This window comes from Clostridium sp., from assembly GCF_036642255.1.
Taxonomy (GTDB): Bacteria; Bacillota; Clostridia; order Clostridiales; family Clostridiaceae; genus Clostridium_J.
The window spans coordinates 1-13,853 of the sequence record NZ_JAVWDJ010000047.1 but is presented as its reverse complement, the minus strand read 5'-3'; the positions used below and the strand labels follow the sequence as shown (position 1 = coordinate 13,853).

Here is a 13,853-nt window from a genome sequence, read left to right as displayed (position 1 = left end):
TTTGTGTAGCAATATATTTTATATTATATTAGATATTTACTTCAAAATTTTGTTCAAACCAAATTTTTATTGATTTCTTTGTGGTATATTTATTATAATAAGTTTAAATTCTTAACATAATCTTAATTCAGAAGATTTTAACCTATTAGTTTAGTGACTTATTTTATGTTGTGGAGGAAGTATGGAAAAAATAAAAATTCTTATTGTTGAAGACGAAGAAGCTATAAGAAAGCTGATTTACAAAACGCTAACTTTAGAGGGTATGTTAGTTTATCAAGCAGAAAATGGAATTCAAGGCCTTGAAATGATATCCAATACTAATTTTGACATAGTAATATTAGATATTTTAATGGATGGAATTTCTGGTTATGAGGTGGCTAAAAGTATTAGAAATTCTAACTTACAATTGCCTATCATATTCCTCAGTGGTAAAAAAGAAGACCAAGATATTATTCAGGGTTTAGATATCGGGGCAGATGCTTACATAACAAAACCTTTTAGCCCATCTGTACTTAGTGCAAAGGTCAAATCTCAAGTTAAAAGGCGTAGAGAAATTTTGCATGAGGATGTTAATCAAAGTATGATGATTAATGGACCTTTTAAGTTTGATATAAATAGCTATAAGTTTTATAAGAACGATGAAGAAATTAAATTGTCTTCAAAAGAAATAAAGCTTATAAAATTTTTTATGGAGCATCCAAACCAAGTATTTTCAAAGGAACAACTGTATCAAAATGTATGGAATGATAATGCCGTTGATGATAATAGTATTATGGTTTATATGAAATATCTAAGAAATAAAATTGAAGATGTTCCTAGTAAACCAAAATACATTAAAACCGTATGGGGAATTGGCTACAAGTTTTCTGTTTAACTTAAACTTATTAGCAAAAGCTCATAACTATTTTTTAAAACTTTCTAGCATTTATTCAATATTCACTTTTAAAAGCACTACTCAATATAACCATAGTAGTGTTTTTAATTATGTTTTTTACGGTCATAAATGTGAAGTATTGTTCAACACTAACCATTTACTACAATTAATCCCTAATTTTAACTTAAATGCTGCTATTTACCTTTAAACCATGATCTACAACACTTATGTTAAATAAATTTTTTATATTCTTTCTTAGATTACAATAATATCGACTAAAATAAAAAATGCTCTTGTAAAAATTTAATTATTATAGGAAATATTGTTATTACCGTTGTAAGTCTTATTAAATGCATCAAGGCCACCACATGAGTTTGAGCACCATATGCCTCCGCAAGTAACGACATGTCTGTAAGCCCCCCAGGAGAGCTGCTAAATAATGCAGTTACTAAATCTAACCCCGTAATCTTATGTATTAAGATACCTAATAACAAACTAAATATGGTTAACCCTAACACCAAAACAATAGACGGTAAAATTAATTTTTTTAATGCTAGTATTGATTGCATATTAAAGTTTAATCCAAGCATTGCCCCAACCACGATTTGTGCAATTAACTTAAAATCTTTAGGTATATAACCTTGAGAAGTTTTTATGTTATAAATAGCAACAAATATCATAGCACCAATAAGGGCTCCTGCAGGTACTTTCAGCTTAATTCCAACATAACCACCAATGCCAGCTATAATTAATGTATAAATAATTTTTTCCATTATAATCTCCTTCATTTACCAATATATTAGTAGTTAACTCATCTTAAATAGATGTTTATTTTATTGGCACGATATAAGTTAATCGTATTTAATTATTTCAGAAATTTTCTTATTTCTAATAAAGTAAAATCATTGCACACTTTCAACATCTCTATATTTTTTGTATTAACTCATTTACTTTAATTATCTCAACCTAAGTGCTAATATATTGTATTTAATTACACTATTTACTTTATTGACTCTACTATAACAAGTTTAGTATAGTATTAGATATAAATAAAATAATAATTCTTTATGCTAATCCATAAAAAAATATTATGTCTATATTGGGGGAACGAAATGGATAGTAGAGATTGGCTTATACTTAAAATCCTTTATGACAAAAAAAATATTACTAAAGCCGCTGAAACCTTATATGTTTCTCAACCAGCATTGACAAATCGATTGCAACAAATTGAAAAAGAATTTGGGGTAAGCATCGTAACTAGGGGAAGAAGAGGCATATCCTTTACTCCTCAAGGAGAATATTTAGTACAATGTGCTAATGAGATGTTATTGAAAATAGAGAAAATAAAAGAAACTCTTTGGAATATGAATGATGATGTAGTAGGTACATTAAAATTAGGTGTATCAAGATTTATGATGAAAAACAAATTACCTACCTTATTAAAGCTATTCAAGACTGAATATCCAAAGGTAGAGTTTAAAATCGTTACTGATTGGAGTAGTGACATCTTCAATTTACTAAACAATAAAGATGTCCATATTGGTTTACTTCGTGGTGACTATAATTGGAAGAGTGAAAAACATCTATTATTTGAAGAAAATATCTGTATTGTATCTAAAAATCGTATAGCTATAGAAGATCTTCCTAATCACCCAAGAATTGATTATCAAACTGATTACTTATTAAAATCATTAATTGATAATTGGTGGTCAGAAACTTTCTCACAAGGACCATTAGTAAGTATGAATGTTGATCAAATTGAAACTTGTAAGGAAATGGTTATCAATGACCTGGGGTATGGAATTATGCCCAGTATGATAGTAAATAAAACAAATGATTTATATATCATAAACTTGGCTAATAAAAATGGAACACCATTGATAAGAAAGACTTGGATGTTTTATGAAGAAGAAACTTTAAAGTTAAATGTTGTCAAAGCTTTTGTGAATTTCATAAAGAATTTTGATCTTCAGGACATTTAAAAAATATAGAGGTTTAAGACATTTACTAATCTTAAGCCTCTATATTTCTAAAATTATAATTTATATGAATTTAAATTTCCATAATTATAGGCAGAATGCTAGGTCTTCTTTTTGTCTTTTCATATAAATATTTTTCTATTGACTGTTTCATATTTGCTTTTAATACATACCATTCTACAATCTTTCTATCCAAACAATTTTCCAGTTCCCTTTTTGCAATTTCCTTAACTTCATTAATGAGTTCTTCTGATTCCTTAGCATAAACAAATCCTCTAGTAATAATATCTGGACCTGCTATAATACTAAAAGAATCCTTTTCTATAGTGACAACTATTGCAAGCATACCATCTTGTGCTAAATGTTTTCTATCTCTAAGCACCACAGTTCCAACATCGCCCACTCCAAGTCCATCTACGTACACTGACCCTGTTTGAACTTTTCCGGTAATATTTGCTTCACTATCTGTTAGTTCTAAAACATCACCTGTGACCATTGTAAATATGTTAGCTCTATCCATTCCCAATCTTTCTGCTAAATCTACGTGATGCTTCAAATGCCTGTGTTCACCATGAACTGGCATAAAATACTTAGGATGAACCAAGGTATGAATTAACTTTAACTCTTCTTGATAAGCATGACCTGATACATGGACTTCCTCTAAATCTTCATAAATAACATCTGCACCTTTTCTAAATAACTCATTAACCACCTTTGATACTAACTTTTCATTACCTGGAATTGGTGATGCAGAAATAATAAATAAATCCTTTGGTTCAATTTTTATTTTTCTATGATTTGAAAATGCTATTCTAGCAAGGGCTGCCATAGGCTCTCCCTGACTTCCTGTAGTTATGATAGTAACCTTTTCATTTGGATAGCTTGGTATATCATCAGCCTTTATAAGACTTCCATCCGGTATATGAAGATATCCAAGTTCCATAGCTACTTGGGATATATTTTCCATACTTCTTCCACTAAAAGCTATCTTCCTTCCATATTTTACTGAGGAATTTACTATTTGCTGCATTCTGTGAATGTTGGAGGCAAAAGTTGCCACAATAACTCTCCCATGAGCATTAGAAAGTATTCGTGTTAGTGTTTCTCCTATGGACTTTTCTGAAATTGTATGGCCTTGACGTTGTACATTTGTGCTATCTGCCATAAGTAGTAACACTCCACGTTTACCTAAGTTTGAAATACGTTCTAAATCCATTACCTTTCCATCAATAGGCGTATAATCTATCTTAAAATCTCCAGTATGTAGTATTACTCCAACAGGTGTATGAATTGCAATGCAACATGAATCTGCAATACTATGTGTATTTCTTATGAATTCAACTTTTAAATTCTTTAATACTACTACTTCTCCAGCGTTTACTTCATGAAGTTCGCAATCTGAAAGCAAGTTATGTTCTTCTAATTTCATTTTTATAATTCCTATAGTTAGTTTAGTTCCATACACTGGTACATTTAATTGTTTTAAAATATATGGCAAGGAACCAATATGATCTTCATGACCATGAGTAATAAATATACCCCTTACTTTTTTTGCATTATTTAATAAGTAAGTTATATCCGGAATTATTAGATCTACACCATACATTTCTTCGTCTGGAAAGGCTATGCCGCAATCTATAACAATGATCTCATCCTTATATTCAAAGGCAGTTATATTCTTTCCAATCTCTCCAAGTCCTCCTAAAGGAATAACTTTTACACTATTATTATTATTGTCCACTAAACTTCCTCCTTTGCCTCGATAAATTTTCTCAAATCTTTTATATACTTTGTGCTAAGTATTTTTCATTAATTAATTCTTCAATGTATTCACATCACAAATTAATAAAACTTTCTTATTACAACTTATGTAACACCTTTTCTTTTATTTTGTGCTTAACCGATAAATTTAATTCTTTTAATCTCACAAATTTTATTTTTTAAGATAAGTGAATTTATTCAATAACTTCACGGAGTTTTCAAACCGTTGTTTTATACATAGAACAAAAGCGTATATTCACATGCTCTATTAAAAGGACAGTCCACCACTTTTAATTTTTACATACAAACCAATCTACTTATGCCAAAGCCTTACCATGACTTTTCTGAAGTAAAAAAAGTTCAATTTCCTATACAAAAAAAGTCCCATAAAGTACTACATAGCAAAAGCTATTGATACTTCATAGGAATGTTTTACAGAACTCTGTATTATCTAGGTAAATAGAATCGTCCTTAAATTGATTAAATCTATATCTTCAAATCGGAATTTTTACTTTTATAAACTTATATTTTTTTAAATAGTTGTTTGCATATATTATATAACATCCTTGATGTTGTTCCCTTGAAGCATGTTTTTATAATATCCATCTTTTTTAACTAATTTTTCATGGTTTCCAATTTCTACAATTTCCCCTTGCTTCAATACAATTATTTTATCAGCATTTCTTATGGTGGAAAGTCTGTGAGCAATAATTAATGTAGTCCTATCCTTAGATACATTTTCGATAACTCCTTGTATCATCTTTTCTGTATGGGTATCGATATTAGCTGTAGCTTCGTCTAGTATAAATATAGAAGGATTGTGAGCTAATGCTCTTGCAAAGGATAATAATTGCTTCTCCCCTGCAGAGAAAGTACTTCCTCTTTCCATAACTGGAGAATGTATTCCATCATTAAGATTATTAACAAACTCTAAAGCACAAGTTGTCTCAAGGGCATGATATATATCTTCTCTATCTATATCATCTTTTAATGAAATATTCTTTTCTATATCTCCTGAAAAAAGAAACACATCTTGAAGAACCACTGAGATATTTCTTCTAAGGTCCTTCTTTTTTATTTCATTTATATTTACACCGTCAATTAATATTTCTCCCTTCTGAATTGGATAAAAACCACTAATTAAACTTATAATAGTAGTCTTTCCAGCCCCAGTTTCTCCAATAAATGCTGCTGTCTCACCTTTATTTACTTTGAAGCTCACATCCTTTAATATCCAGCATGAATTGTTATAAGAGAACCATACATTTTTAAATTCAATATCTCCATTTAGATTTTCCATAGCTTTCCCAAGATTCAAATCCTCTAAATTTTCTTCCTCATCAAGTAATTCAAAAATTCTATCTGCTGAAACTAAGGCAGACTGTATAGTAGTATAGTTATCTGCCAAGTCAGATATTGGGTTAAAGAACTGCTTTATATAGGTTGTGAAAGCAACAAGCACACCTATTTCTAAATTGTGATCATATATTTTGTTCATTGCATACCATATTAAAATTGCTATAGAAACACTTTGAAAAACATCTGAAGCTGGCCTTAATATGCTATTTAATCTTACTTGAAATAAGGTGCTTTTAAAATATTCTTCGTTTAACTTCAAGAATTCCTCTTTTTTTTCTTTTTCACCCCTAAATATTTGTATAAGCTTCATTCCAGAAATATTTTCAGCCATAAATCCATTTATTTTTCCTATTAGACTTTTCATCTTTGAAAAGTTGTTTTTTATTTTATTTTTTAGAAGAAATACAAAGAAAAACATTATCGGCACTACAGAAAAAGCTATAAGGGCAAGTTCTACATCAAGGGCAACCATTGCATAAACTATACCAATCAGTAAAAATATATCCTTAAAAAGATTTATAATTACATCTGTATACATCTCACTTAAGGCTGCCACATCATTTGTAGCTCTAGTTATTAATCTACCAGAAGAGGTTTTATCCAGGTAGGATAAAGGTAACAGTTGAATTGTATTAAATACCCTAGTCCTCAAACTTTTCATTATCTGCTGAGCAGCAGAGTTAATTAAATTCACTTGAGAAAAGGAGAAAAAACCACCTAAAACAACAATAGTAAAATACATTAAGCCCATTGAGGTTATGGAATAAAGTTTTGTCTGTGGCACATTAGCTGTTAAAAAATCATCAATAACTACTTTTAATATAAATGGTTTTAGAAGTTCTGAACAATTAACTAAAATTACACATAAGATAGCTAAAGCTATTTTTTTAATATGTGGTGAAGCCAATAAAATCAGCGCTTTTAGGCCATTAAGCTTATTATCCAACTTCTTCTTAGGTATCTTTATGCTGTTCCAAATATGTTTCATAATATAGCCCCCTTCTCACTAGAAGTTCGTTATGAGTTCCTTTTTCACATATTCTTCCTTCATGCAGCACAATAATAAAATCTGCGTCTTTTAAGGTAGAAACTCTATGAGCAATTACAATAGTAGTTTTATCTTTTCTTATTTTTTTCAAATTCATAATAATTTTAGATTCTGTAATTGTGTCTACTGCTGAGAGAGAGTCATCAAGTATTAATATAGGTGACTTTTTAATAACTGCTCTTGCTATAGAAATACGTTGTTTTTGACCCCCTGAAAGATTAACTCCACGCTCTCCAAGAATTGTATTAAATCCATCTGGAAATTCTAATATACTTTCATATATGGAGCTAATTTTTGCAGCCTCCTCAACTTCTTTTTCACTATAAATGTCCTTAAAAAATTTAATGTTGTTATTTATGGATGCAGAAAATAAAAAGTTATCTTGTGGTACATATCCAATTCCTTCTCTAATAACTTGTAAAGAGTAATCATTGATATCAATTCCATCTAAAAATATACTTTTAAATGGCACATTATAAAGTTTCATCAAAAGATTTACAATAGTAGTCTTTCCAGTACCCGTTTTCCCAAGAATGCCTACCGTACACCCCTTAGGTATTTTAAGTGTTATATCCTCTAATGCATGTGTTTGCGAGTCATCATAGGAAAATCTTAAACCTTTAAACTCTATCTCTCCTTTTAATGGTAAATCAACACCTTTGTTTCCATCTTTAATCTCAGGTTCTACATCAAATATCTCATTTAGTCTTTTTAAAGAAGCAACTCCCCTTTGAAATATGGTTATAACCCTGCCAATGGAATTTATTGGTTTCATAATCATAGCTAAATAACCATTAAAAGCTGTAAAACTTCCTAAAGATATAGTTCCATTTAACACCATATTCCCACCAATGATTAAATTCATTACAAAGCTAATACTAAAGGCTATCTCAATAAAGGGAGATAATAATGATGAGACTTTAATCAGCTTAAGATTAGAATCCATCATTTCATTATTTAGCTTTTCAAAGCTATCACTCTCATATTCTTCCTGGACATATGCTTTTATGACTCGAATTCCATATATATTTTCTTGAATTCTATCTGATATTGATGCAAAGTTTTCTTGTACTATTCTAAATCGTTTTTGAACTAACTTACCTATTTTTAACATAAAAGCCACAATAAATGGAATAGGAATTAACGTAAGTAATGTAAGTTTCCAGCTTATGGTTTTACACATCAAATAGATAGAAATAGTACAGATCACAATTCCGTTAATGGTCATAGCCGTTGCAGGACCAAAGGTCATTCTTACAGCAGAAATATCATTAATTGCATAAGCAATCAAATCTCCTGTTTTTCTTTTGTTATAAAACTCAGGAGATAATTTCTGTAGCTGGCAATAGAGCATTTCGCGAAGATGACATTCTAAATTTCTTGCATTAGCCACAATAAAATTTCTCCATCCATAGGTTGTTATAAAGGTTCCTAATGCAATAAATAACATATAAATTACATTTAACTTTACTAAACTAAAGCTAAAGTTATTAATTTTCAATATATCTATAGTATCACCAAGAACTTTAGGAAATAATGCCTGGATGTATGCGGTTAAAAGCATAAAAAAAACACCAATAATATATGAAATTTTGTGACTTTTAATAAAACTTAATATTATATGCTTCCCCATTTAGCACCTCCATAAGTATCCTATAATACAAGTATAAGTAATATATGTATAAAAAATCAATGTAATAAATATATAAATGTAAAAATACATAAGGAAAATTTTATTAATGTAAAATATACCTCACTTTTAATAATCAAATACAAAGCATATTTGGAAAGTGTAGTACCATTTCCCTTTTCTATGAAAAAAACTAAAACAAGTACTTTTAATTATCATATACACTTTAAAACTACGCTTAAGTAATAAATAAAGATAAGTATTAATAAACTAAGTTCCCAATATGTATAAATACTATTTTTAACATGACGTGAAACAAAAATTTATTGAACATCTTAATCTATTCTTACCTATTTACAATATAAGTCATTAAAACTTCTTTAAATTTCCAAAAAAACCTTTTATATTTTTTGTAAGTTTGCTATAATTAAAATATAATATTTGCAGGTGTAGTATAATGGTAGTACATTAGCTTCCCAAGCTATTGGCGAGGGTTCGATTCCCTTCACCTGCTCCAATAATTCAAAAAGTAAAGGATATAGTCACTTAAAAGTGAAACTATATCCTTTTTTCATAAATATAAATGGTAATAAGTCTTATTTTTATACTTTACAAGCTTAATATTAACAAAAGATACATACATTTCTTTTTACAAGGAATGGATATATCTTTAATAAATAAATTATTTTTTTACTAAAATTAATAAAATCTAATCAATTTTTTGTTGCTTTTTCATTGATGTTATTATAAATAGCATCATACCAATAGCAGATAAAATATCTCCAATGCTTACAATAAATCTACCAATAAAATCTAATGGTATAATATCACCCAGAAACCTTAAATTAGTTTGAGAATTAATAATATTATAAAGTCCTTCCCCCTGAACGTTAGGGGAAAATCCAATTGCTTCAATAGCCTGTCCACTAACAGGCATTGTACCACTATTGGAGAAAATCGCAATGGCATTCAGAAAAAATCCCACTCCCATCAAAACTATATATGGATTCTTCTTGTTGATAAATATAAATGTAAATATAAATAAATACATGATTATATTTGCTATATAAGTGTTTATACTTGGGTTTATTATTCCTTTGTTGATTAACAGTATAATAATAAATTCTATAAAAAAAGCAATACCAATTAGATACATACCTTTCAAGGTAATATTTGATAAGTTTTGTATATTTCCTTTCATAAGATATCCAATTATTATAGCTCCGATTAGCGCTAATATAAACATGCCACTGGCCTCCAATATTAATTTGCATTTTTTAATATGTTTAAATAAGCATCAGCTACCTTAGGGTGGAATTGAGTTCCTATATTATTTTCTATTTCCTTAATTATTTGCTCCTTCGTAAGTCCTTTCCTGTAAGGTCTATCTGTTGCCATCGCATCAACAGCATCAGCTAATTGAACAATATAGGTGTCCAAGGATACATTATTCTCTTTTAAACCATGAGGATACCCTTTTCCATCGTACCTTTCATGATGATGCCTAACAATTGGCCATATGTACTCAAGATTTTTTACGTCCTTTAAAATATTATGACCTATTTCAGGATGATCTTTAATTTTTGAAAATTCATCGTCAGTAAGCTTTCCAGGTTTATTTAAAATATTATCACTAATACCTATTTTCCCCACGTCATGAAGCATAGCTGCCACCATTAACTTTTCTAACTTCCATTGGTTATACTTAAATGCTTTTGCAATCTCAGTAGAAATTTCCGCCACCCTACGTGAATGTCCTTGAGTATACTGATCCCTTGCTTCTATTGTATTCATCAGGGCTTCTACTGTCTGTATATACTGAAATTTTGAATCTATATACATAGAAAAAGTGTATCTAGCTAATATAATTGGGCATAACATAAGTAATACTCCAAAGTATTTATATTCATTAAAAACAAAAGCTAAAATAATTCCAAAAGGAATCATAGCAATGTAATTAAGCAAACCTAATTTTATATTACTAAAATAACAATATAGTACATTTTTGTTTATATAAAACGATAACATAATTGACATTATGAATGTATTAAGCAAAAAATAAACACCACTAAATATAATTAATGAAATTATGTTAGTGGAAAGTTTTTCAGCTCCGAAGGTTCCACCACTAACAATATAAAAATAATTACCGATGAAAATTGGTAGAATTTGAACACAACAATTAAATACTGTTCCATATAAAGGTGCATTAAAAAAATGATTATATGTACCGTCATCTAGCCTTAATATTCGAAATAAAACCCCAAAAATTAATATTACAGTGGCCTTAAACGGCCCTAATAAAATGTATGATGCAATTGTAATAGCGAATGTGGTGCTAAATGATATCTCTAAATAAACTACGGTAAAAGATTCAGTCAATGCAGTTAAAATTGCAAAAAATAATATGTCTGTATAATTGCGAAGTTCTACTGGAATATATCCTAAATATAAAGACGAAAGAAAAAAAATCAATGTAATTATATAAGTAAAAATAAAAAATTGCTTTTGCCTAGTTGGTAAAACTCCCATATACTGTCCCCCTGATTGACATAATCAAAATAGCAAATCATAATTATGTAATTTCTAAATAGTTCATTTTAATTTCTTTAGGTCTATAGTTGAATTTCAAATAAATCCCCCTATAAACCTAAAATTTAAAAGCATCAATAACTAGAGCATGTTACTTTCTAAAAACCCAAGTAAGTTGAGATCCACCTGCTACTGCAAGAGCAAGTAAAGTCATTAAAGCTGGTACAACCTTTATCATTAACTTTTTCATTAATAAATTCCCCCTTTTAGCTTATTAACAGGACTTCGCTAAAACCTGTCATGTTTCACTCCGCTAAGGGAAAAGATAACAGTAATTGATGCTAATTAACTATTTAATTTATTTTCCCTTGTATCCTTCTATTTACAGCATCAAGAGTGGCTTTTGCAATAGCTTCATTAATATCATTTTTTACAAGAGCAGACCCCACCATTGATTCCTCGCTTTCATTAATTATCATATTTACAATTACAGAGATGAAGTTTACATCTCTACTTGTATTTAGTAAGATATCTTGAATATCAAACACATAGGATTGTCCAATTATTCGTTCCACTGCAGATACTGTTGCTTTTGCCACAACCTTTCGTCTATTCAAAGTAGTCTTTATTGCTATTTCTGTAGCAGAAAACTCTTCTCCTTCGTAGTTTAATGTTACCTTACATTCAATGTTATGATCATTTGTTTCTAGTACAATGCCTTCATATCTAATTCTTTTAATACCTTTATAATCCTCTGTATCTATTTGAGCTATACTAATAATCTTTCTATCAATTCTATAGTTAAATACTGCTAAAAGAGCAGTTTCCACATCTCTTACAATCTGTTTAGGTGCTCTATTTGTGCTTGCAAGAATATGAACTTCTTGTAAGTTCTCATCATCATATAGAATTTTAACATGAGTTATACCATTGATTTTATTAATAATTTCATAAAAGGGCGAAAAATTCATAGTTTTACCTCTCATCTACTCATAACTTCAGTTAAATTATACCTTAAATTCCTACATTGAACAAGGGAATAGTTCCAATTATGACTTAATTCTAAATATTTTTTATATTTATATAATAACATGCTTTAAATCGACAACTTTAATATTTTTTTACATCTACATTCTAAAAATATAGTATTAGTAAGAAAGTTTAATAGTAGTTTAGCTTTTAAAAAGTAATGATATAAGTTCAACTTTGTCACGTCTATGTATTTGCAACTTTTTATGTGCGCCAAATTTAAAAGCAAACTTTTTTCTTTATTAATAAGTACACTTTCTTCAACTTTAAGATAGTAAGGTAACAAGCTTATAATTTTCTATTTTTAAGCTATACTAAACAATATTAGCTTTTATTGTTATTATCATAACCCTTAGTTATTTTTTGTTCGTATATATGTTACAGGAATATAAATCTTTTTTATCACAAACTTTATTTCCACGTGAAAATTCATTATAAATTTATGAAATTATTATGATTACTTTAATTCCCTTATTATTTAATGATTTAAAAAACTTATATAAAGCATTTAAATCTTCACAAGTAAAATATCGAAGATAAAAAATATATTATCACCTAAGAAATTGAAAAATTAAATACTATCAATAAATATAATTTTATTATAAGGAGGTACTCAATGAATAAGAAAACTGTACAATTATTATGTTTAGTTTCTATACTAACTTCTTCTATTTCATTTGCTGGTTGTAGTTCATTGAAATACAATAGTGATTTTCAAAAGAAAGCTCTTACTGAAAAAGAAGAACCAGCTACAAGAACAACTTTCAGTCCCATTGAAAATAGCAAGTCAAAAGATATTAATGAAAACAAAAGCACTATAGAAAATTCTACAAACAACGATTTAGTAAACCCCACAGAAGAAAAAAATAATGAAAAAGGCCAAAGTACCATTTCTAATCCTAGCAACAAATCTGATAACTATGATAAAATTAATAATTCAGATAGTAAGTATAATCCTACCAATAGTGAATCTAATTTAAATAAAGATACTAGTTTAGAGAAAGTAGATTTCAATGAATTAAGTAACAATAAGATTGGTTGGTGGTTCAAGCCTAACAAATCTCATGTAACACCAGAGGTTAATACCAAGATTGGCTTCGACATTTCTAAATATGATGCTCATTATGTGGGTAATACCAGTAGAAAAGTTCTTTATTTAACATTTGATGAAGGCTATGAAAATGGATATACTGGCAAGATTTTGGATACTTTAAAAGAATGCGATGTTAAAGCTATGTTTTTTGTAACTTTGCCTTATCTGAAAGCAAACAACGATTTGATTTTAAGAATGATAGATGAAGGCCATATAGTTGCTAACCATACAAATCATCATCCTTCTATGCCTACTGTTGCTGGTAGTGAAGAAAAATTTAATAAGGAACTAAAAGATGTAGAAGAGGAATATAAAAGAATAACTAATAAAGATATGCCAAAATTCTTTAGACCACCTATGGGGGAATACTCTCATAGAACTTTAGCTATGACAAAGAATCTTGGATATCAAACAATATTTTGGAGCTTTGCATATCATGACTGGGATATAAATAAGCAGCCTAGCCCTGAAAAAGCTAAAAAGACTATATTAGATGGACTTCATAATGGTTCAATAATGTTAATTCATGCTGTATCAAAAACAAACAC

The 13,853-nt window shown here is 28.8% G+C and carries 10 protein-coding genes and 1 tRNA gene; 4 read left to right on the top strand and 7 right to left on the bottom strand.

The window, feature by feature from the left end; translation table 11 throughout:
• Window positions 1-181 precede the first annotated feature (181 nt).
• Complete coding sequence (locus tag RR409_RS17530) at window positions 182-874, top strand: response regulator transcription factor (protein ID WP_332559067.1); 693 nt, start codon at window positions 182-184, stop codon at window positions 872-874.
• Window positions 875-1,149: 275 nt separating this feature from the next.
• Here RR409_RS17530 and RR409_RS17525 read toward each other — a convergent pair whose 3' ends face one another.
• The gene (locus RR409_RS17525; RefSeq protein ID WP_332559066.1) at window positions 1,150-1,647 is read right to left on the bottom strand and encodes an AbrB family transcriptional regulator; all 498 of its coding nucleotides are present in this window, start codon (window positions 1,645-1,647) and stop codon (window positions 1,150-1,152) included.
• Window positions 1,648-1,986: 339 nt separating this feature from the next.
• On the opposite strand from RR409_RS17525, the gene RR409_RS17520 reads away from it, so the two are divergent.
• A complete protein-coding gene (locus RR409_RS17520; RefSeq protein WP_332559065.1) occupies window positions 1,987-2,856 on the top strand; it encodes a LysR family transcriptional regulator in 870 nt (289 codons plus the stop codon).
• 70 nt (window positions 2,857-2,926) lie between these two features.
• On the opposite strand, the gene RR409_RS17515 is transcribed toward RR409_RS17520, so the two are convergent.
• The 3 genes from RR409_RS17515 to RR409_RS17505 form a co-directional block, all read right to left on the bottom strand.
• Complete coding sequence (locus RR409_RS17515) at window positions 2,927-4,594, bottom strand: ribonuclease J (protein ID WP_332559064.1); 1,668 nt, start codon at window positions 4,592-4,594, stop codon at window positions 2,927-2,929.
• A 573-nt stretch (window positions 4,595-5,167) separates the two neighbouring features.
• A complete protein-coding gene (locus RR409_RS17510) occupies window positions 5,168-6,961 on the bottom strand; it encodes an ABC transporter ATP-binding protein (RefSeq protein WP_332559063.1) in 1,794 nt (597 codons plus the stop codon).
• Window positions 6,927-8,654 (bottom strand): ABC transporter ATP-binding protein, encoded by a 1,728-nt coding sequence (locus RR409_RS17505; RefSeq protein WP_332559062.1) that lies wholly within the window; start codon window positions 8,652-8,654, stop codon window positions 6,927-6,929. Before RR409_RS17505 ends, RR409_RS17510 begins: the two co-directional genes overlap by 35 nt.
• Before the next feature lie 440 nt (window positions 8,655-9,094).
• On the opposite strand from RR409_RS17505, the gene RR409_RS17500 reads away from it, so the two are divergent.
• Window positions 9,095-9,168, top strand: a tRNA-Gly gene (locus tag RR409_RS17500).
• A gap of 192 nt (window positions 9,169-9,360) precedes the next feature.
• On the opposite strand, the gene RR409_RS17495 is transcribed toward RR409_RS17500, so the two are convergent.
• The 3 genes from RR409_RS17495 to RR409_RS17485 form a co-directional block, all read right to left on the bottom strand.
• The gene (locus RR409_RS17495) at window positions 9,361-9,897 is read right to left on the bottom strand and encodes a DUF5317 family protein (protein WP_332559061.1); all 537 of its coding nucleotides are present in this window, start codon (window positions 9,895-9,897) and stop codon (window positions 9,361-9,363) included.
• Window positions 9,898-9,914: 17 nt separating this feature from the next.
• Window positions 9,915-11,183, bottom strand: coding sequence for an HD-GYP domain-containing protein (locus tag RR409_RS17490; RefSeq protein WP_332559060.1), 1,269 nt, complete (start codon window positions 11,181-11,183; stop codon window positions 9,915-9,917).
• Between the two features lie 353 nt (window positions 11,184-11,536).
• Window positions 11,537-12,154, bottom strand: a complete 618-nt coding sequence (locus RR409_RS17485; protein WP_332559059.1) for a hypothetical protein — start codon at window positions 12,152-12,154, stop codon at window positions 11,537-11,539.
• Between the two features lie 674 nt (window positions 12,155-12,828).
• On the opposite strand from RR409_RS17485, the gene RR409_RS17480 reads away from it, so the two are divergent.
• Window positions 12,829-13,853: polysaccharide deacetylase family protein (locus tag RR409_RS17480; RefSeq protein WP_332559058.1), on the top strand; the 1,025-nt coding region annotated here is incomplete at its 3' end.